This is a genomic window from Maribacter sp. HTCC2170 (assembly GCF_000153165.2).
Classification (GTDB): domain Bacteria; phylum Bacteroidota; class Bacteroidia; order Flavobacteriales; family Flavobacteriaceae; genus Maribacter_A.
Genome location: NC_014472.1, coordinates 901,553 through 923,273 on the forward strand (window position 1 = coordinate 901,553; position 21,721 = coordinate 923,273).

Annotated in this window: 22 protein-coding genes; 4 read left to right on the top strand and 18 right to left on the bottom strand. The window is 36.3% G+C overall.

Features of this window, described 5'->3' with window-relative positions; translation table 11 throughout:
- Positions 1 to 50: 50 nt before the first annotated feature.
- From fabD to FB2170_RS04165, 4 genes are all read right to left on the bottom strand, one after another.
- On the bottom strand, positions 51 to 935 hold the full coding sequence (gene fabD / locus FB2170_RS04150; RefSeq protein WP_013305261.1) for an ACP S-malonyltransferase: 885 nt from the start codon (positions 933 to 935) through the stop codon (positions 51 to 53).
- A gap of 77 nt (positions 936 to 1,012) precedes the next feature.
- On the bottom strand, positions 1,013 to 1,528 hold the full coding sequence (locus tag FB2170_RS04155; RefSeq protein ID WP_013305262.1) for a gamma carbonic anhydrase family protein: 516 nt from the start codon (positions 1,526 to 1,528) through the stop codon (positions 1,013 to 1,015).
- Between the two features lie 22 nt (positions 1,529 to 1,550).
- Positions 1,551 to 2,279, bottom strand: a complete 729-nt coding sequence (locus tag FB2170_RS04160; RefSeq protein ID WP_013305263.1) for a LytR/AlgR family response regulator transcription factor — start codon at positions 2,277 to 2,279, stop codon at positions 1,551 to 1,553.
- Positions 2,276 to 4,480, bottom strand: a complete 2,205-nt coding sequence (locus tag FB2170_RS04165) for a histidine kinase (protein WP_013305264.1) — start codon at positions 4,478 to 4,480, stop codon at positions 2,276 to 2,278. Before FB2170_RS04165 ends, FB2170_RS04160 begins: the two co-directional genes overlap by 4 nt.
- A gap of 207 nt (positions 4,481 to 4,687) precedes the next feature.
- Here FB2170_RS04165 and FB2170_RS04170 point away from each other — a divergent pair, with 207 nt between their 5' ends.
- Together FB2170_RS04170 and FB2170_RS04175 are read left to right on the top strand one after the other, a co-directional pair.
- Positions 4,688 to 5,536 (top strand): DUF4349 domain-containing protein, encoded by an 849-nt coding sequence (locus FB2170_RS04170; RefSeq protein ID WP_013305265.1) that lies wholly within the window; start codon positions 4,688 to 4,690, stop codon positions 5,534 to 5,536.
- A gap of 18 nt (positions 5,537 to 5,554) precedes the next feature.
- Positions 5,555 to 6,733, top strand: a complete 1,179-nt coding sequence (locus tag FB2170_RS04175) for a vWA domain-containing protein (protein ID WP_013305266.1) — start codon at positions 5,555 to 5,557, stop codon at positions 6,731 to 6,733.
- A gap of 75 nt (positions 6,734 to 6,808) precedes the next feature.
- Here the strand turns inward: FB2170_RS04175 and FB2170_RS04180 are convergent, their stop codons facing one another.
- Positions 6,809 to 7,801, bottom strand: coding sequence for a type IX secretion system membrane protein PorP/SprF (locus tag FB2170_RS04180; protein WP_013305267.1), 993 nt, complete (start codon positions 7,799 to 7,801; stop codon positions 6,809 to 6,811).
- 120 nt (positions 7,802 to 7,921) lie between these two features.
- On the opposite strand from FB2170_RS04180, the gene FB2170_RS04185 reads away from it, so the two are divergent.
- Positions 7,922 to 8,824, top strand: coding sequence for a NifU family protein (locus FB2170_RS04185; RefSeq protein ID WP_013305268.1), 903 nt, complete (start codon positions 7,922 to 7,924; stop codon positions 8,822 to 8,824).
- A 70-nt stretch (positions 8,825 to 8,894) separates the two neighbouring features.
- Positions 8,895 to 9,095, top strand: a complete 201-nt coding sequence (locus FB2170_RS04190; RefSeq protein ID WP_013305269.1) for a dodecin family protein — start codon at positions 8,895 to 8,897, stop codon at positions 9,093 to 9,095.
- A 90-nt stretch (positions 9,096 to 9,185) separates the two neighbouring features.
- Here FB2170_RS04190 and tsaB read toward each other — a convergent pair whose 3' ends face one another.
- The 13 genes from tsaB to FB2170_RS04255 all read right to left on the bottom strand — a co-directional run bounded on the left by tsaB (position 9,186) and on the right by FB2170_RS04255 (position 21,712).
- On the bottom strand, positions 9,186 to 9,857 hold the full coding sequence (tsaB, locus tag FB2170_RS04195; RefSeq protein WP_013305270.1) for a tRNA (adenosine(37)-N6)-threonylcarbamoyltransferase complex dimerization subunit type 1 TsaB: 672 nt from the start codon (positions 9,855 to 9,857) through the stop codon (positions 9,186 to 9,188).
- A gap of 73 nt (positions 9,858 to 9,930) precedes the next feature.
- Positions 9,931 to 11,289 (bottom strand): TolC family protein, encoded by a 1,359-nt coding sequence (locus tag FB2170_RS04200; protein ID WP_013305271.1) that lies wholly within the window; start codon positions 11,287 to 11,289, stop codon positions 9,931 to 9,933.
- A 42-nt stretch (positions 11,290 to 11,331) separates the two neighbouring features.
- Positions 11,332 to 12,492, bottom strand: a complete 1,161-nt coding sequence (locus FB2170_RS04205) for an efflux RND transporter periplasmic adaptor subunit (RefSeq protein ID WP_013305272.1) — start codon at positions 12,490 to 12,492, stop codon at positions 11,332 to 11,334.
- A gap of 39 nt (positions 12,493 to 12,531) precedes the next feature.
- Complete coding sequence (locus FB2170_RS04210) at positions 12,532 to 13,794, bottom strand: ABC transporter permease (protein WP_013305273.1); 1,263 nt, start codon at positions 13,792 to 13,794, stop codon at positions 12,532 to 12,534.
- 1 nt (position 13,795) lies between these two features.
- Entirely contained in the window at positions 13,796 to 15,025 is a 1,230-nt protein-coding gene (locus FB2170_RS04215) for an ABC transporter permease (RefSeq protein ID WP_013305274.1), read from the bottom strand.
- The gene (locus tag FB2170_RS04220; RefSeq protein ID WP_013305275.1) at positions 15,018 to 15,719 is read right to left on the bottom strand and encodes an ABC transporter ATP-binding protein; all 702 of its coding nucleotides are present in this window, start codon (positions 15,717 to 15,719) and stop codon (positions 15,018 to 15,020) included. The genes FB2170_RS04215 and FB2170_RS04220 overlap by 8 nt, the downstream gene beginning before the upstream one ends.
- A 104-nt stretch (positions 15,720 to 15,823) precedes the next feature.
- Entirely contained in the window at positions 15,824 to 16,936 is a 1,113-nt protein-coding gene (locus FB2170_RS04225; protein WP_013305276.1) for an efflux RND transporter periplasmic adaptor subunit, read from the bottom strand.
- A 32-nt stretch (positions 16,937 to 16,968) separates the two neighbouring features.
- Positions 16,969 to 18,228, bottom strand: coding sequence for an ABC transporter permease (locus FB2170_RS04230; protein ID WP_013305277.1), 1,260 nt, complete (start codon positions 18,226 to 18,228; stop codon positions 16,969 to 16,971).
- 11 nt (positions 18,229 to 18,239) lie between these two features.
- A complete protein-coding gene (locus tag FB2170_RS04235; RefSeq protein ID WP_013305278.1) occupies positions 18,240 to 19,487 on the bottom strand; it encodes an ABC transporter permease in 1,248 nt (415 codons plus the stop codon).
- 114 nt (positions 19,488 to 19,601) lie between these two features.
- Complete coding sequence (locus tag FB2170_RS04240) at positions 19,602 to 19,817, bottom strand: hypothetical protein (RefSeq protein WP_013305279.1); 216 nt, start codon at positions 19,815 to 19,817, stop codon at positions 19,602 to 19,604.
- The gene (locus FB2170_RS04245) at positions 19,818 to 20,351 is read right to left on the bottom strand and encodes a DUF420 domain-containing protein (RefSeq protein ID WP_013305280.1); all 534 of its coding nucleotides are present in this window, start codon (positions 20,349 to 20,351) and stop codon (positions 19,818 to 19,820) included.
- 6 nt (positions 20,352 to 20,357) lie between these two features.
- Complete coding sequence (locus FB2170_RS04250) at positions 20,358 to 21,080, bottom strand: SCO family protein (RefSeq protein WP_013305281.1); 723 nt, start codon at positions 21,078 to 21,080, stop codon at positions 20,358 to 20,360.
- The gene (locus FB2170_RS04255; RefSeq protein ID WP_013305282.1) at positions 21,080 to 21,712 is read right to left on the bottom strand and encodes a hypothetical protein; all 633 of its coding nucleotides are present in this window, start codon (positions 21,710 to 21,712) and stop codon (positions 21,080 to 21,082) included. Before FB2170_RS04255 ends, FB2170_RS04250 begins: the two co-directional genes overlap by 1 nt.
- Positions 21,713 to 21,721 lie beyond the last annotated feature (9 nt).

The window sequence follows — 21,721 nt, forward strand, 5'->3', positions numbered from 1 at the left end:
CTAAAGATAGGTTTCTTGGATGAAATACTGATTTTACGCTTATGTCTTATCTAATCGATAATTGCAGAGGTTGTTTGAGACACTCGTTCAATTTTTCGAACCAAGCCTTGTAATACTTTGCCCGGACCAACTTCTGTAAACAATATGGCTCCGTCTTTAACCATATTTTGTACACTTTGTGTCCACCTGACTGGTGCTGTCAATTGTGAAATCAAATTCTTCTTAATCTCATCTGAATCAATTACCGCAGTAGTGGTCACATTTTGATAAATGGGACATTGAGGCATGGCAAACTCGGTGCTTTCTATAGCTGATGCTAATTCTTCTCGTGCAGGCTCCATCAATGGTGAGTGAAATGCTCCTCCCACCGGCAAAACCAATGCCCTACGAGCACCAGCTTTTTTTAAATTTTCACAAGCAGTGTCAATGGCCTCAACTTCTCCAGAAATAACCAATTGCCCAGGGCAATTGTAGTTCGCTGCCACCACAATTCCCGAAGTTTTCTTACATATATTCTCAACAACTTCATCGGCAAGTCCCAGAACAGCTGCCATTGTACTCGGCTGTAATTCACATGCCTTTTGCATTGCCTGAGCTCTTTGGGAAACCAATCGAAGCCCATCCTCAAAATTCAAAGAGCCATTGGCCACTAAGGCCGAAAATTCCCCAAGGGAATGTCCTGCAACCATGTCTGGCTTAAAACCATCGCCCATTACTTTGCTAAGTATTACTGAATGAAGAAATATTGCAGGTTGCGTAACTTTAGTTTGCTTTAAATCTTCGGGAGTACCCTCGAACATTATATCTGTAATAGAGAAACCAAGAATTTCATTGGCTTTTTCAAATAATTCTTGCGCCAAAGGATACTTTTCATAAAGGTCGAGTCCCATTCCTACGAATTGAGCTCCTTGACCTGGGAATATATATGCATTCATCTTATTGAATTTTGGACTGCAAAAATAAGTATTATTCTTTCTAAACAAATTTTTTGTAAACAGAAACTATTTCTAGTTTAATCTTCTTTAAACCAACCTGAATACTTCACATAATTATTGGCTATCCTGTCTATCTCACCTGAGCTAAGTTCAGGACTAATATCTTTGATTTTTTTTGCTGGCATACCTGCAAAAACAGTTCCAGAAGGAACATGTGTTCCTTTGGTCACTACTGCACCAGCAGCAATGATACTATTGCTTTCAATAATGCAATCATCCATGATTATACTACCCATGCCTATTAAAACATTATCCTTTATAGTGCACCCATGCACAAGAGCATTATGACCAATTGAAACATTATCACCTATTGTCGTTGGAGACTTTTGATATGTGCAATGTATCACGGCACCATCTTGCACATTTACTTTGTTACCCATTTTAATGAAATGCACATCCCCTCGAACTACAGCATTGAACCAAATACTGCACTGAGTTCCCATTGTGACTTCACCCACGATCGTAGCATTTTCTGCTATAAAACAATCTTCTCCTATTTGTGGTGATTTTCCTTTTACTGGTTTTATTATCATTTTCTGTTCTTAAAAAGATAAGTCAAAAATAAGACAATAACTCCTTCTTTTTAGAGGCTGAAACCAAAAGTTCTTTACCATTCGAAACTATTACACTACCGCCCTTGCCCTTTCTATATTTAATCACTTCATTCACATTTACCAAAAAAGACTTATGAATGCGTGCAAAAGAGAATTGAGATAGAGCTTCCTCAAAATATTTAAGGGTTTTACTGACCAATATTTTTTTGTTTTCGAGATGAATCTCTGTGTAATTATCATCAGCCTTACAATATAAAATATCAGCAACATTCAGCACTTGGAAACCATCTTGTTGCGGCAACGTTATTTTCCCTTCAACACTCTTAAGCTTAGGCTGTAATACCTTATCCTCTAGAGCATCTTCTTTCGCTTTGATCTCGACAACATATTCAACCGCCTTGATCAATTCATCAATATTTATTGGTTTCATTAGATAATATGCCGCATGATTGTTCAAAGCATCCATCGCATATTGGTTATAAGCGGTAACAAATACAGTCTCAAATGTTCGTTCTTTAACCTGATCCAAAAGGTCAAAAGCATTACCATAGGGCATTTCAACATCTAAAAAAACAAGATCCAATTCATTTTTGTCAATAAATTCAAGCGCCTCTTTAATCGATGCCGCTTCACCTTGCACCATCACATTTGTACAATATTTCGACAAATAGTTCCTAAGTATCTCTCTACTCCCTGCTTCGTCCTCAACAATAAGCGCTTTTAACTTCATTGATCCTTATTTAATGTAAACAATACCCTGGTTCCTTTACCGTCTTCACTTAAATCAGAAATGTGCACATCAACTTTGTCTTTGTACATATCATTTAAAATAGAAATTCTTTTACTGATATTCCCCATCCCTTTTGATTTTTGCTTCTTCTGGTTCTGGGTTTTTAGAGCGGCGGATTTTTCTCTTCCGATACCGTCATCTTCAATACTTATTTTTATCGAATTTTTGTCCTGATATTCTATATTGATATTCAAATGACCTTTTTCTTCTTTGTATCTTAAACCATGCCAAATTGCATTTTCAATATAAGGCTGCAATAACATTGGGGGAATTTGATAGCTATCAACATCAATAGTTTCATCAATATTGATATTATAATCAAACTTGTCAGGAAAACGAGAGTGTTCCAATTTCACATAAAGCCTCAACAGCTCCAGTTCTTTGGAAAGCGGAATAAAATCCTCTTCAGAATTTTCCAAAACAGCCCGCATTAAAGTTGAAAACTCACTTAGATATCTATTTGCACTACGCTCATCACTTTTCGCAATATAATTATTGACCGAATTCAAAGCATTAAATATAAAATGTGGGTTCATTTGCGACCTTAAGGATTTTAAGGCCAAAAGGTTATTTGCCAATTTCTGCTGTTGGTTACTGCGATAAAAAAAGAAAGCAGCCAAGGCAGTCAACAGTAGCCCAAAAATCAAAGAATAGATCACCCACTTTTGCCGTTTGTTATTTTCAATCACCAATTGCTGACTTGTGAGGGCCAAATCATACTTACTCTGGGAAAGTTCCCTTTCTTGTTCTAATCCAGAAATCCTACTCTGTTTTGACGCTATTTCACGATTAAAACGGGCTGCTCGGGATATTTCTTGTTCTTTTCTTACATACAACGTATCTACAACCGCTACATATTCTTGATATGTCTCCAGTGCTTTGTTGAATTCCCCTTTTCGCTCATAAACCTCTGAAAGCTTTCTTGTAGCATCTTTTTGTACAATCAGGTCATCATCGCTATCGGCCTCTACAATACTTTTTTGAAGATAAGGTATAGCTTCCTCAAAATTATCCTGAGCGATATAAGCATTGGCAATTTTATAATTAATACGTTGAGAAGTTATTGAATCTGAAGAAACTGGAGAATTGTCTTTTTTAGAATCAGACGGAAGTTCTAAAAGTTCATCGACACTTTGCTTGCGCAATTGAATTTCTTTGTCATAGTTACTCTCTTTGTTGTAAAAATCGGCCACTTTATTTTTCTCTTGTATTGACCTTTGCGGGGACTGGCTTTCTGCCAATTGCAGAGAATTAGTGTAATAACCTTCTGCCTCGATACTGCGATTACCCTTAGCATAAGCATCGGCAATCTTCGAGTTTAGATCAGTAATTTTTGGGGTTACTTGGTTCTTTTCGGCTATTTTCAACCCCTCCTCATAAAAAGCGACAGCCTCATCAAAATTGCTCAACCCGAGGTAAGAATCACCTAAAAACTCATGTACCTCAACTCTTTGATAAGGCACTATTGACTTTACTCTTACTATTGGTTTTAAGGTACGCTCAGCATTTTGATAGTCCTTGTTCAACAAGTAAGCCTTACCTAGCAACAAAGTGGTTCTACTAGATTTACGAGCTTCAAGAGCATCTAGAAAGTTTGTTATCGCCAAATCATATTGTTGATGATACTCATAAACCTCTCCAAGCATGGTCAATGATTTGGAAAGCTCAGTATTATTACCCCTCTTACCTAATTGAGCAATAGATTTTGCAATGAAATCAATACTTTTTTCAATATTGTCTTTTTTGTAAAAATTCGCCGAATCTAAATACTGCTTATGGAAGGATACTTCTTTTCTAATTGATTTACTTTTACTGCTTTTATATTCTTGTTCAGAAAAGTCTTCTACCAGGACTTCAATATCTTCTTTGCTTCTAACTCTATAACGCACGGTAATGAATTCATGACTTTCAATAACCAGTTCTTCGCCTATTGCGGTTAGAATTTTAAATTCACCTAAACTATCTGTCAAGGTATACTCCCCACTACTAGAGGATATTTCAACCTGTGAAATAGGTGTTCGTTTCTCTTTTCCCAAGACCTTTCCTTTGATTCTAAATTTGTGGCTACCATCATTGATCTGCGAAAAAGTCATCAAGGTACCTAAGAGAACGAAAAAAAATATGTTGAAAATGTCTTGCATTGCTTGGTAATAACAACGTAAACTTAGCGGATTTATACAACACTAAAAAACGGACAACTCCCCAAATCGGTCTAAAATATTATCAATTTTCCGTTGTCACGAAACCAATAGTACCACTCACTCATTCAAAACCTGCTTATACTCATTACATGTTTTTTTCAAAAAAAGATGAAATTACTTTTACTCCATAAATTTTAAAAAACAACAATGAAGACCTCAATTAAATCTCAAATCAAAAAAGTGATTCTTTATTTAATGTTAGGATTTTTCCTGTTGTTCATCTTTAGGTTAGTATATGGATATAACTCTACCTCATCTCAAATACAGGTCTTTAATCAACCAGAGGTATTCCAGGAAATACTTGACCTAAGAAAAAACTATGCTTCCAAAAAACACAAAGCAATCGCTGGACAACCACTAGTAAGAATTGACCAGAAATATGAAAAAATAGCAGATATAAATAGTAATTCAAACTCCTTTGATCAAGCCGAAAGCACAATTCGAAAACAGATAAATGATTACAATGGATTAATACAATTTGAAAATAAGAATGGCAACAAGGGTTATCGCAATCTTAGTTTGGTTATTGGTGTTCCACCAGAGAATTTTGACTCAATATACCAACAGCTTATTAAAATTGGAACAATACAAGCCAAACAAATTACCAAAAAAGATAAGACCAACGAGTACAAAGAATTAAACGCAAGGAAACACTCTCTTGAAAAAATAAGGACCTCATTAATTAATTTGAAATCTGAGGGTGGCAGAATCGAGGAATACATGCAGCTTGAAAACCGTATTCTCGAAGTTGAACAACAATTACAGGAATTAGGCGTGAGTTTAGGCAATTTTGATGAGGAGAACGAATTTTGTACGGTTAAGTTCTCACTATCAGAAACCCTGACTAAGCATATAAGCCTTTTACACAGAGTAAAAGTGGCACTAGAGTGGACAATTTCTACATATCTTAAACTACTTCTCGCTCTTTCATTAATGTTAGGTTTCTCGTATTTGAGCCTAGTAACCTTGGATAAAATTCGTAACAAAAAACAATAATATAAAAACAAATAAACTATGAAAAAATCAGAACTCATATTGAGTATTTGCCTTTTGACAACGACAATTACCACCGTTTTCGGTTGTGAAACAAAAGCAAAAAGAATCATCAATGATCCCATTATTGCACAAACCATAATAGCAGATGAAAAAGAAACGAACAACACCGTAAAGATTGCCCTACTATTAGATACAAGTAACAGTATGGATGGTTTAATAAATCAGGCCAAATCCCAACTCTGGGACATAGTGAACAAATTTACGTATGCCAAATGCGGAAATGATGCAAGGCCCAAATTACAAATAGCTCTTTACCAATATGGTAATGACGATTTATCCTCACGTGAAGGATACATTCAGCAAGTTCTTGATTTTAGTGGTGACTTGGACGAAATATCAGAAAAACTATTTTCACTGACCACAAACGGCGGTGAAGAATATTGTGGTCAAGTAATTCACACCTCATTAAAACAACTTAATTGGGGTAATAACCCTGATAATCTGAAGATGATTTTCATTGCTGGGAACGAACCCTTCACACAAGGCAAATTAAACTATAAAGACGCCATTTCAAATGCTAAAGAGAAAGATGTTATTGTGAATACAATTTTCTGTGGGGACTATGAACAAGGCATAAATACTGATTGGAAAAACGGTGCCAGATTAACTGGTGGCGAGTACATGGCCATTGACCACAATAGAAAAGTGGTTCATATTGAAACCCCATATGACGATATCATCATCAAATTGAATGGCAAATTAAATCACACCTATATTGGATATGGTACCAAAGGAGCTTCGAAAATGAAAATGCAACGAGTTCAAGACGCAAATGCCATGGAAATGGAAGAAGCCATTGCAGTAAAGAGAACTGTAAGCAAAAGCTCAAGGCTTTATGGAAACTCGAGCTGGGATTTGGTGGACGCCAGTGATGATAAGGATTTTGATGTATCTAAAGTCAATAAGGATGAGTTGCCAAAAGAGCTTAGAAACAAATCCAAAGCCGAACTTGAATTATACATAAGCCAACAAAAAACGGAACGGAAGAAAATTCAAAATGAAATTCAAGAATTGAACAAGAAACGTGAGGTGTTCATTAAAAAAAGTCAAAGTGAAAATACAACTGGCGAACTAGAAAATGCCATGTTGGAGGCCATAAAAAAACAAGCAGAGAAGAAAAACTACAAATGGGAATAGACACCTAGCATATTGTTGAACATGTTTAGTTGGTGTTTGGGAAAGGGGTCCGGTCTTCACATAGACGGGCCCTTTTTATTGAGCTGCGGGGCAATAACAATCATATCTACGCTCTGATTGCCCAAAATCGTAACCTAATGTAATTTGATGAAAACCACCATTATCAAAACGAATGTCCCCCATTTGATATGAGTAATTATAAGAAACCATGAAGTTTTTGAAATTAGCACCAACTATTGGGGTAATCAATTGCAAACGTTGCTCCCCGAAAGAGCCATCTACCAAAAATTGAGCGCCATCAAAACTTCTTCGATACGAAACTCCCCCCCAGATTCTCCCGAAATCCACATCTTTATAAACCTTGGCATTTATATCAACTGACTTTTCTTCGGTGAACTCAGTAAGTTGGAACATAACCGAAGGTTCATATTGCCATTCATTCTTACCAAAAATATAACCTGCTGATATTAAGTATCGTCTAAGGTTATCAAATTCTATAGCCGTATACAAATCCCTCCCACTACCTAAAGCGTTCAAGATTGAGAAATGGGCATAAAATTCCATAAGATTATAAGACATTCCAAAATCAACATTAAAATAACTAACACTGTTGTTCGCACCTGTTATTATAGGATCAGGAATAACAGAGCGGAACTCAGATTCATCCAAATTACTTTGTAAAATACCGCCACTAAGTCCAAATGAGAGTTGATTTAAGTATCTAATATCACCACCAAGTTTTAAATGGTGTGCATAGGTCAATTTTAAGCCAGTTTGTGAATGATAACCGTTAGCGTCATTAAAGAAAATTGCTCCTACCCCACTAGGACTGTCCCCTAGCCTAAAATGAGCGTTGAGGGTTTGTAAATTTGGGGCCTCATCAACAGAAAACCACTGCTTTCTTATTGTGGCCCTAATTTTACCCCCTTCGCTGATACCAGCCATTGAAGGGTGCACTAAATAATAATTATCTGATAAATAATCAAAGTAAACAGGAACACCTTCTTGTCCCATTGACTTAAAGCCAAAAGCCATTAAAGCAAAACATAGCAATAACTGAAGTTTCATATAGATGTTGGGAATTTCTACTTAATATCGACTAAATATAAAGTATAACGGCTTAAACGCAACATTATTATATGACAACTAACTAGTAATAACTTTGTATTTTTGCATAAAACATTTTGAATGAAAGAGTACACGATAACAGTGAAACAAACCAATAACCCGGCGGTTTTAAAATTTGAAACAAACCATTTTATTACTAAAAACAATAATTATGAGTTTAAGAACATTGATGAGGCAAAGAATTCACCTTTGGCACAGCAACTGTTCTACCTTCCATTCATCAAAACAGTATATTTTTCAGGAAATTTTATAGGTCTTGAGCGATTTGATATTGTAGAGTGGGCAGATGTAAAAGATGAAGTGGCACAGCAATTGGTTGAATACTTAAATTCAGGAGAACCAATAGTCATTGAAGAAGAACAAGGGAAAAAAGTACCTATCACTGTCTATGCGGAAGTTACACCAAATCCTTCCGTTATGAAGTTTGTGTCAAACAAACGTATTGTGCCAACAGCTTTTGAATTTAAGAATATTGACGAAGCAAAGGATTCTGCATTGGCCCAACAATTATTTCAATTACCTTTTGTGAAAGAGGTTTTCTTTGATGAAAACTATGTTTCTGTTAACAAATTCGATGTTGCCGAATGGGAAGACATAACAATGCCTCTTCGCGAAATGGTAAGGGATTTTCTAGCAGAAGGCAATGAAGTTGTTACAGTGTCCGCCATCACCCTTAAGAGTGCTGAAGCTCCAAAATCTCAATTGAACAATGAATCCTTGGATGACACCTCTAAACAAATTGTCGATATTCTTGAAGAATATGTTAAACCCGCTGTTGCAAGTGATGGCGGAAACATTCTTTTTCAATCCTATGAAAAAGATACCAAAACGGTGAATGTTATTTTACAAGGGGCATGTAGTGGCTGCCCATCTTCAACTTTTACATTAAAAAATGGTATTGAAACAATGCTCAAGAATATGATGGGTGATAAGGTCAATGAAGTTGTTGCTTTGAACGGCTGATTTTAGGCTTTTTACTAGCCTTTCATCTTTTTAATCATTAATTTTAGGGGAACTATAAAATACACTAATTATGTCAGTTTTAAAAGTAATCGAAGTATTGGCAAATTCCGATAAAAGTTGGGAAGATGCCGCTCAAACAGCAGTAGAACAAGCATCAAAGTCCGTTAAAAATATACGCTCTGTATATATCAACGAGCAAAGTGCAACTGTAAAAGACGGTAAAATGGATAACTATAGAGTTAATGTGAAAATCACCTTCGAAGTGAAATAGTTATCTTTTAAAAAAGAACAAAAAAGCACCCGTTATGGGTGCTTTTTTATTTTCGTAAACTCCTTATAAAACAGGATTCTTGGTTAGGATTTATTTCTTTCCCTGAAGAATGAAATCCTTTAAATAATATGGTTCAAAATAGGCCACATCTTCAAAATCTTTCTCTTTATATTTTTCAAATGACAGTGCTCCCATTTCCTTTGCCGATGGAACCAGAGAAGAATTAAAAGAGATATTTTCACCATTTAGAAGTTCTTTGCATTTTTCAGCTCCACTGCCTAACAATAAAACTTTTCCTTTTTCAATATATTCTTGAAATGAATGAGCATCTATAATTTCAGCTCGGGTTTCCCTGATTTCAGTTAAAGTATTATCAAAAACAGTTGAATAAACTTCCATTCTACGGGCATCCAACAAAGGGATGAAATAATCGACCTTTAATTTTCGGGCCTGCTCCGCCATGTTCTTTAATGTAGGTAACGCAATTAAAGGCACGCCTAGTGCAAAACAAAGGCCCTTGGCAGCAGAAACACCTATTCGTAATCCAGTGTAAGACCCCGGTCCTTTACTAACTGCGACGGCGTCCAAATCACTTAATGATAAGGAAGCCTCTTTTAAAACCTGTTGAACAAAAACATGCAATTGTTCAGAATGCGAATAGTTAGGGGTGTTATGCTCTTTGAGAGCTAGTACCTCTCCTTCCTTAGCAACAGAAACAGAGCAATTCGTCGTTGCGGTTTCTAAATTCAGAATTAAAGCCATAGTCGGCAAAGATATAAATAAAAAGACCTACCGCTTATATAAGAGATAGGTCTATATTCTTTAAAATTTTACCTTAATTCAATGAGATTGGGATTCCAAAATAGAATTCCAAAATCTTCAATCTGAAGATGTAATTGTATTTGGTTCTTATTACATCTGCCTCTGCATTGTCAACCCTGGACTGAGCTTGACTAAAATCAAAAGAATTCATAAGCCCCACATCAAAACGGTCTTTAGAATATTGATACGCCAACCTTCTTGCCTCCAATGTTTTTTCGGCAGCCTCATAAGATTTATAAAAGGTAGTCACATCTACATAAGCATTTTGAATATCAGATTCAAGATCAAGCTTATCCTGTTCAAATTGTAATTTAGATTTCTCTAAACTGATTTTAGAACGACTTACAGAATTTTTTGTGCTCCAACCGTTGAAAAGAGGAATATTCAATTGCGCACCATAGGATATACCATCAAAAATCCATAATTGATCCTTAAACCCAGGCGTGAAAACGCCTCCACTCCCATCAGGAACCGGACCTGTTGCATCCGAATATCTAGTCCCGTATTGGAAAAAGCCTGTCAAAGTTGGTAGATAAGCTCCTTTTGCAATTTCTAAATCCTTTTCCGCAAGTTCTACATTAGACTTTGCTAATTTAATATCATTTCTAAACTCAAGTGCCTTTGCAAAAATCGACTTTGGCGAATTGTTTAATACATCGGAGAACGGAATGTCAAAAGATTCATCCGCAATCCCAAAGTTTTCATAGTCTGTTATTTGCAACAACTGGGCAAGGTTTATCGTTGATATAAGCACTAGACTTTCATTGTTCACAATTTGCTGTTCTTGGTTGGCAGCCGTAGCCTCTATTTCAAGCAAATCGCCTTTTGGCACAACCCCTGAATCAACCAATTCTTTAGTACGCTTCATATCCTGCTCAGTAAACGCATATTGCGCTTTTGAAACCTTCAGCGCTTCTTTATTTGATAATATTTGTAGATAGGCATTGGCAACCCTTAGGCGGATATCATCCTTTAAGTCATCCAAGCGATATTGACTTGATATAGCGGCTAATTTAGCCCTGTTCAATCGCTTAATATTTCTAAGGCCATCGAATAAGGTCAAATTAGAACTAAATCCTCCATTTGCATTAAAGGTAGATTGATTGCCCGTTGTTGGAACATTCGAAGTACTTACAATGGTAAATCCAACGTTCTTTGACAGAGTAGTCGATGCATTCAAATTAGGCAATAAATCACCTAAAGCATCTTTTTCGTCAATCTTTATATTTTCAAGATCCAATTCAAATTGTTCTATGGTCAAGTTATTTTCTACAGCATAGGTGACACACTCCTCAAGTGTCCATTTCTTTTGCTGGGCCGTAGATATCCCTATTGACAATACTAAAAGTATCGCTGTCAGTTTAATCCTCATTTCTAGTGTTTTTTTTGATTATGATTTTTGATTGATGCTTACTTATTCTTCTGCTTCTTCTGAGTCTTCTCCCTCACCCTCTTCTTCATCGCCTTTCTTTATTGGCTCGGTTTTGTTCCACTGCTTCACTTCATCTTCTTCTGTAATCCCAGATACGATTTCAACATTTACTCCATCGGAAATTCCTATCTCTATATCCTTTCTCTCAAATTTTTGATCCTCTGCACTACCAACTGAAACTTCTACGAAAGGCTTGTCGGTCTTTTTATCAAACTGTAATAGAGCTTCGGGAATCACCAATACACTATCTTTCTTTTCCAAAATCATCGATGCATTTGCGCTATAACCAGCTCGGATAAAAACATCATCACTCACCTCAACATCACCTTCAATCTTAAATTGTACAGCTCCCGTTTCTTCAACTCCTTTTGGTGCAATAAACCTTAGTTTTGCGTCCAATTCCTTTCCTTCAACCGCCCCTAGGCTAATTTTTAAAGCTGTGCCAACTTGTAACTTTCCAACTTCACCTTCGTCAACTTTACCTTCAAATATCATTTTGGTCAAATCAGCAATCGAAGCAATTGTAGTACCATCATTAAAGTTATTACTCTGGATTACTTGATCACCTTCCTCTACTGGGATTTCCAAAATTGTACCATTTACAGTTGCCCTGATATTGGTATTTGCGGTAGCTGAACCTCCGGCCGAACCTCTTCGGATAATCTGATAATCAGATCGAGCATTTGACAACTCTTGCTGCGCCTGGTTGTACTGTAATTGCAGACTATTAAAGTCTTGACTTGAAATAACACCTTTATCAAATAATGCCTTATTTCTATTGAATTCAATTTTTACATTATTCAACGCTAACTCTGCATTTTTAACCCTACCTCTAGATTGATTCAAAGACTGCTCATTTGGCACTACTTTTATTCTGGCAATTAAATCACCTGCTTTAACCATTTCCCCCTCTTCCATAAAGATTTTTTCAATAATTCCTGAAATTTGGGGCTTTATTTCAATTTCGTCTTCTGGTATTACTTTTCCCGTTGCGACCGTTTTCTTTTCAATATTAGAAATGAAAGGTTTTGAAACTTCGTATGTAACAGCCGACTTACTGTTAGATTTAATAAAGAACAATGCTGCCCAAAGTGCTCCAAGAATCAAAAGGCCAATCAATGAATATTTTAAAATTTTGTTCATTTTAATATGTGTTTATGTAAATACTGGTTTGTTGTTTGTTTATTCTTCTCTTAATGCGTCAATTGGTTTTATACTTACTGCCCTTTGTGCTGGGATTAAACCTATTAAGGTGCCCAAAACAACCATAATGGCCAAAGCCCCTAAAACATAAGGAATGGGAACAGTTGGATTGGTGTATGGAAAATCAACATCTTGCGTCAAGTTATTTATTAGGCTCAATACACCAGCTCCGAGAATTACACCAATTATACCTGCCAAAACGGTCAAGAATACTGATTCCAAAATTATTTGTGACCTAACCTCACTTGGGGTAGCACCCAGCGCTCTTCTCACACCCAATTCTTTGGTTCTTTCCTTTACTGATATCAAGAGAATATTGCCAATACCAATTACCCCAGCCAAAATGGTTGCTATTCCAACAATTAGTGAAACAAAAGTCAACCCCTTGGCAAAACCTGATATTTTTGTAAACATCTCACCCAAATTAAATGATCCGAATGCTCGTTCATCCTCTGGATCTACTCTATGTATACCTTTTAGAATCGACTTCACATCTTTTTCAACTTGAACAACATCTACATCATCATATGCTGCTATACACATATAGCCAATATTTTCGCCAGAATTATAAAGCTTCCTATATGTTGAAAACGGAATAAAAATATCGCTGTCGTTATCAAAACTAACCCCCTGTGCCATTTTATGGACACCTATGACCTGAAAATAGACACTGCCTATTCTAATATATTGACCAACGGGATTTTCATCTTCTTCAAACAATTCTTGAAGGTTTCTTTCACCAATAACGCAGACCTTTCGCGCCTGATCAATATCCTCGTCATTAATAAACCTGCCGCCATCAAAGATTTTCTTAGTGGCGATTTTGGTATATACTGGATAATCACCGTTTATTGTATAAGTTCCTGATTTTTGACCTCTAACGGTATAAACTGGATCAGAACCAAAATTGCCTAATGTGATTCGAGGAGCAATGTATTGTATTTCGGGAATCTTGTTTTGCAATTCAGTTACATTGCCCAACTTTAATTGCATTTGTCTACCTGTTTTAAAGCCGTCATATGGTTTGCTTGTACTCTGTCCCCAAACGAACATACTGTTCATAGACACTGTTTTGAAAACCTTTTCAAAACCATTGTCCATTCCCTTGGCCGCTCCTGATAATGCTATGTAAACAAAAATCCCCCAAAGAACACCAATCATAGTAATAATTGTTCTGGTCTTATTTTTTCCTATAGAACCAAAAATTTCTTGCCAAGTATTTTTATCAAATAAGAATCCCATACTAATCGTCTCTTAATGCCACTATTGGTTTAATTCTCGCTGCTCTTCTCGCAGGTAAATATCCCGCAATTGCCCCACATACAATTAATAAGATTGTTGCAAAAATTGCCAAACCTAAATTTATATATGGATTTGTTATAAAATAGTCCTTTAACTTCTCACCCATAGTACTCAATATTGCCATCCCCAGAACCATTCCCAAAATCCCAGATATAGTGGTTATGAATGTTGATTCCAAAAGTATTGAACTAACTACCGCCCTGGGGGTTGCCCCTAAGGCTTTCCGAATGCCCAATTCCTTAGTCCTCTCCTTTACTACGAAAACCATGATATTGCTAATTCCAATTATTCCAGCCAATATGGTCCCAAATGCTATTGCACCACCAATAATCGCCAAAACACCCGCAAATTGCTGATTTTGCTCATATTGATCCATAACATTCCGAACATAAATACCATTCTGATCGTTAGGACTTATATATTTCTTTTCCCTAATAAAACTATCAAGACTTTTATCAAATGCCATCGCTCCTGCATAACCAATTTCAGGCTTAAAACCAACCACAATATGTCCAATTTTATCCGTATTCTTTTCGATCAACTGTCTTGTGGTATAAGGAATATACATTCTACGTTCCTCATCATCACCAGCATCGTCCTGAAAAACACCAATTACCTTGAACATACTTCCCGATACATCAATGTATTCCCCTATGGCATCTTTATTACCAAATAAATCCTGTTCAACCAACCTTCCCACAACCGCATATTTTGCCTTTTTTTTGATATCTTCAAGGTTTAAATAGCGGCCTTTCATAATTATGGTCTTTTCGGCGAATTGATAGGATTCGCTCACCGCCCTAGTCGTGTAATTGTTAGACTCATTGTTGTATTTAACCAGTGCACCCCTGTCAATTCGAGGTGAAACATACTGAAGAAACATGGGAAAATTTTTCTTGATATCAGCTAAATCACTATTATCAAACTCAATTTGACGATTGGATTTATACCCCTTATAAGGCATTGATGTACGCCCTGGATAAATAAAGAAAGTATTTGTTGAATCATCATTGAAGAACTCATCAAATGTATTTTGAAGTCCGTTTGTCAATCCAACCAAGGAAACGAATATGAGAATCCCCAATGCAACGGTAAAACCCGATAAGAACGTACGCAATTTGTTCTTTTGAATAGTCTCGAATATTTCTTTCCAACTGTCTCTACTAAACATATTCCGATGCCCTTACTTGCTTAACTTTTTCATCCTTTTCGATAACACCGTCCTTTAAATGTATGATTCTCTTGCACATATGTGCTATGTCATCTTCATGGGTTACGACCAAAATAGTATTCCCTTGATCGTTTATATTTTGAATCAAATCCATAACCTCATAAGAGGTTGTACTATCCAACGCTCCAGTTGGCTCATCGGCCAATAATACTTTTGGTTCAGCGGCCATCGCCCTTGCAATTGCAACACGCTGTTTTTGACCACCTGAAAGCTCATTCGGTAAATGGGTTGCCCATTCTGTTAAACCTACTTGATCTAAATATTTCATTGCCCTTTCCTGGCGTTCTTTTCTACCTATTTTCTGGTAGTACAAAGGAAGAGCCACATTTTCCATGGCACTTTTATAATTGATAAGATTGAATGATTGGAATACAAAACCCAAGAACTTGTTTCGATACTTGGCTGCTTTTGTTTCGTTTAAATTTTTAATAGGAACGCCATCCAATGTGTACTCCCCTGAATCAGCCTCATCAAGCATTCCCAGAATATTTAGCAAAGTTGATTTACCAGAACCTGAAGAACCCATGATCGCTACTAACTCACCAGCCTCTGCTTTAAAATTAATACCTTTTAGTACATGAAGGGAATTACTCCCCATTTTATAGGATTTGTGAAGATCTTTGATTTCAATCATGTTGGTTGTATTAGTTTTTGGATGAATCTACAATAGAACTCGACAATAAGACATCTAAGTTGTTAAAATGTTACAAGATTTGCTCCAAATTTTATGTTAAATAATTAATTAGCGAATTCGTCCGGTTTTACTTCATTCCAAACCTTGATTTTATCCTCATCTGAAATCCCAGATTTGATCTCTACAAAGATTCCGTCGCTTATGCCCAATTCAATGTCCTTTCGTTCAAACTCTTGATCACTTTTTTCTATTTCTACATAAGGCAGTTTTGTTTTGTCATCAAATTGTACCAGAGCTTCCTTCACAGCCAGTACACTATCTGCCCTACCAAGAATTATCGATGCATTAGCACTAAGACCTGCACGAATGAATACCGTGTCCTGCTTTTTTAAGGTTCCCTTTATTTCAAACTGAATTGCTCCGTTCTCCTCTTCACCTTTAGGTGCTATATAGTCCAAAACAGCATCAAAAACCTGATTTTCTATTGCACCAACAGTAATTTCCAAAGGAAGCTCCTCTGATATTTTACCAACCTCAGACTCATCTACTTTACCTTCAAAAATCATTTTTTCAACGTCGGCAATGGCTGCAATCGTTGTTCCTTCATTAAAATTATTGCTTTCAATCACTTGATTTCCAACTTCAACCGGCACATCCAATACCATACCACTGACCGTTGCACGAATCATAGTATTGGCGGCATTTCCAAAGCCACTTGTCGTACCCGTCTTAACAATATCATACTTCTTGTTTGCAGCCCCATAAGACTGTCTTGCTTGGTCAAAGCTAACTTGCGCTCTTTCTAAATCAACTTTTGATACAACTCCTTTTTCAAAAAGACTTTTTTGCCGGTCCAAATTTCGCTTTTGATCCTCAAGAGCGATTCGCGCCTCATCTATATTGTTCTTGGCATCATTCAATGCGTTCAAATTTGGCACTACCTTGATTTTCGCCAATAAATCCCCTGATTTTACATAATCTCCCCCCTCTACAAAAACTTCTTCAATAACCCCAGAAATATTAGGCTTTATCAAAACTTCTTCCAAAGGCAAAATACTACCTGTAGCAACTGTCTTTTTGATTATTGTTTGCTTACTGGGTTGTTCAGTCTCATAGACTATAGGATCCTCAGCATTTTTTTGATAGAGATAATACATTGAGCCACCAAAGGCAACAACTATGATCAATAAAATAATTATGGTTACCGACTTTTTCATTTTACACTTTGTTTTATGATTGATTGATGTTATTATTCTGTTCTTAACGCGTCTATTGGTTTTACTTTGATGGCACTTTGTGCAGGTATGTAACCTGCGAGTAAACCTGAAATAATTAAAATAACCAAAGCTGCCACGACCACGCCCAAGCTAACACTTGGATTCAAAAACATATCTACTGGCCCATTGGCATCCAGCAAGGCATTAATGGCATAAATAAGTAGCGCCCCAAAAGTAATTCCCGCCATGCCTGAAATAATGGTCAGAAAAATAGACTCCATCAAAATTTGTAGTTTAATAGACCAAGGGTCTTCTCCCAAGGCGCGACGAATCCCTATTTCTTTGGTTCGCTCTTTTACTACTATGAGCATTATATTACTAACACCTATTACCCCTGAAATTAATACCAGTATCCCAACAAAATAGGCAATGAAGCTCATGGCACCAAATAGGCTCTGGACTCTGTTGAACTGCTCATAAAGGTCAAAATTGCCTACGGCACGTTTATCATCTGGATGAATTTTCCTGTTCTGTTTCACAAGGGAAATTATTCTTTCTTTCAAAGAGGTAATAGAACTACCATCTTGAGCGGTAATGGCCATCCAACCCACATTATCGGCCCTATTGAATGCTTGTGAAAAAGTAGTGAAGGGAATGAAAATTTCCTTTTGCCCCTCTTCACCATCGCCATTGTTGGCCTTCTTTTTGTAAGTGCCAATAACCATGAAATTAACCCCTTGAATCTTTATATAAGTACCTATAACCTGCTCGCCTTTATCGTACAAACTGGCCCTAACACCCTCACCAATAATTGCTATTTTTCTTTTCTCATTTATGTCCGAGTGATTGATAAAACGACCAGAAGTTATAGTCATTGGATCTTGATTAATTATTTCTGGATAATCACCATAAACACCAAATGCTCCTGTTCTTATACCTCTTGTCACATTATTGGCCCCTTGAAAACCTCCCAATTGGTTTCGTGGAGAAACATAACGAAGATTTGGAACATTATCTTTTATTGCCTGTACATCATCCAATTTAAAATTATATCGTCGGCCTTTGGGTAGCCCTAGGTATTCCTTGGTCGTGCTTCTAGACCACATGAACATTGTGTTAGTGGCTATATCACCAAAATCGGCCATAACACCATTCTGAAAACCTTTGCCTGCAGCCAAAAGGATAATCAAAATCAAAATGCCCCAAAAAACCCCAAAGGCTGTAAGAACCGTCCTGAACCAATTACCGGTCAACACCTCTATTATCTCTTTCCAACGATCTCTATCGAACATCTCTATAGTTATTATTCGTCTCTTAAAGCATCTATCACATGAATATTCGCTGCTCGCCAAGCAGGAAAAAATCCAGCTGCCGCACCAGCAAAAATCAACACAAATACTGTTGATATGGCCACATTGAAATTGACCGAAGGATTCAATATATAATCAACCTCAATATAGGGACCAAAAATCTCCAGTAATCCCATACTAAAAATGAGCCCTGCAAAGCCAGAAATAGCCGTTACAAAAATTGATTCATGTAAAATCATCCCTACTATCGACCAGGGTTTAGCCCCTAAAGCTTTACGTACCCCAATCTCACGTGTTCTTTCCTTTACAACAATCAACATAATGTTACTAACTCCAACAACACCAGCTATTATGGTACAAATACCCACAAACCAAAAAAACAATTTGATACCACTCATTAATGTAAAAAAACGTTTTACCTCTTCAAGAGTATTGAATACATTAATTGCGCTAGGATCATCTGGTGCAACTGTATGCGCTTCTTGCAGGTATCTTTTCATCTCATTGGAGAACTTGGTAGATTCGGCCACGGCTTGATCAAAATTCTCAACAGGTTGCAGTGTATAATATAGGTTGTTTATTCTATCAGCGCCATTAAACACTCTTTGAGCAGTAGACATAGGAATAAATATGCGCTCTTCTTCTCGTTCACCACCCATATCGCCATAAACACCAATAACTTTGAATTGAATACCAGAAATATCAATGTACTCATTCAATGGACTTTGACCATCCTTAAAAATCTCCTTCTTTATTGTGTTGCTTATTACCGCGACTTTGGCCACGTTCCTTTGGTCTTTATAATTTATATATCGACCTTCTGAAATGTATTGGTTTTCAATAAATTGAAAACCACCGTTTATTCCACGCACACTATAGCCAACAGATTCCGTTTTATAATTTACCATGGCATTACGAACCATGAAATAAGCTGATTTATCTTTTAATTTGTCTGAAAATCTTGATTCTATATGATCATAATTCTCATTGCGAATTTGAATGGGCCGACCTGGATTAAGACCTTTATGTTCTTTAGTTGTTACCTGGGTCCACACAGCAATTCTATTTGAAGCATCTTCTTCAAATTCTTGGGCAATACCATTCTGCATTCCTTGGCCAAAGCCCAATAAAATAACAAGTATAAAAATCCCGGAAGCTACTGAGAGACCAGTAAGGAAAGTCCGTAATTTATTTTTACGGATTGTATCAAATATCTCCTGCCATCTTTCGATGTCGAACATAGGGTTGGTTTTGATTGATGAATACAACAATGATTATTGTACAACAATAAGACTAGCATACCAGATTTTTGTTACACCAAAACCACTAAATAAATGTTAAAATTAAAATATGGCCTAAGCTCTCATTTTTTTGTAGATAAAATAAAATAGCCCAGCAACCAAAATATATGGTACTGCCATCAAGTAAACAATACCATTATTGATTCCTTCAGCAGCAGAGGTATTCCCTTCGCTTTCCAATACAGCCCTACACATTGCACATTGCCCCTCACTTACCTGAGGAATCAACAAGACAAAAACAATTAATGGAATAATGTATTTATATTTCATTCAGCTTATATAATAGGGTGATATCATTAAATAGACTACAACACCAGTAACGGCGACATATAGCCAAATCGGAAATGTTAATTTTGCCAAAGCCCTGTGCGCATCATATTTTTTTAAATAAGCACGCGCATATGTTCTTAAAACCAATGGGATTATACCTATTGAAAACACAATATGGGTAATCAAAATAAAATAATACACGTATTTAATAACTCCTTCACCACCAAACGTTGTTGAATCCGAGGTCATATGGTATGCTATATACATTAAAAGAAAAAGTACCGAAAGACAAATACATAAAGTCATTAATTTTTGATGCAATCCTCTTTTTCCAGTTTTAATCGCCCAAACGGCAATTATCAAAACAACGGCCGTAATACCATTTACTGAAGCATAAATTGGAGGTAAAAAAGATAATGGTTCAACATTCGGGATTTTGACCCCGAATAAGGCTGCTACTACTATTGGCACCAAAATGGAGATAACCGTAATTATCTTATTGAATCTCTTTTCCTTTAACTCAATTGAATCCATGACCCATTATTCCTTTAGCAATTTGTCAATATCCTCTTTCAAAATTGAAATCTGTTCTTTCTCACCCTCAGAATTCTCACCTTGACTTTCGGTTATAGTTCCCCGATAATAAATAATCGGGTTACCAAACTCATCAACCCTAGAACGCAGGAATCCTTTCTTATCTATTAAAGCAAAAAGTCCGGCATGCTCAAAACCACCTGGGGCATCCGGCATTTCTGAGACAAAAATATTAAAGCCTTTGTTTGCCAATTCATAAATTGATTCTTGACTACCCGTCATTAAATGCCAATCCAAATTTGTAATTCCATGTTCTTCAGCATACTCCTTTAAAACCCTTGGTGTATCATACTCAGGAGTAATTGTAAAAGAGGCCACTCCAAAGTCATTTGAAATTTTAAACTCTTCCTGTAAATCAACAAGGTTTTTGGTCATAATTGGGCAAATAGAAGGGCAGGATGTAAAGAAGAACTCGACTACATAAACCTTTCCGAGATAATCCTTATCGGTAATCACCAAACTATCTTGATTCACAAATTGAAAAGAAGGCACTCTTTTCTTTTTACCATTCAAATACAAATAGGCCAACCCATCTTCATTGCTCTTGAGATTGACGCGATCATTCTCGACAACACTATCGGATTTTATACGGTCTACTATCTTTGGAATAAAGATTATTCCAAAAACTAAAATTACTAGCGAAACCCAAACATATGTATATTTCTTCATCAATTTTTCCTATTGGCATTGTTCCTTTTTAAAGCTAGTCGATATTCTGCCAAAATGATTTTCACATCATCTTCCATTTTATTATTCAAATCAGCTACCGACGTAGTATTAAATCCAAACTTAGTGCCCTCATCCTCATCCTTGTCACGTCCTCGTAAGTTTCCTTCTTTATCTATTATAAAAACATAAGATGTGGATAGATTTTCATTTAAGGATAGATCTGTTTTCAATCCTTTGAAAACATCTTTAATCTGTTCTTCGGTGGTGTAGACAAAGTTCCATTTACGAATATCCGTCAAATTCCCTAATTCGGCCTTAAGCTCAGCCACTTTATCTTCATTCCCATTCAAAACCAACATTACAAATTGAAAGTCCTTGAATTCATAAAAACGCTTGTAAATTTTCTGGTTCAAATTAAAAGCATTGCCTTTTCTATTTTCAACATCATTTCCTAAAAAACCAAGAATAGTAATTTTGCCCTTAAATGTATTTCTTTTGTCAACTGTTGAAACATCAAGTATATTTTCAGTCAATGTGGGTAATTTACCAAAATTATTCACACCTGAAGCAAAGAACAGATAAACAACAATTGGCAGTATAAAAAGTATGGCTAAAACTAATTTCTTTTTCATAGTAAGAAG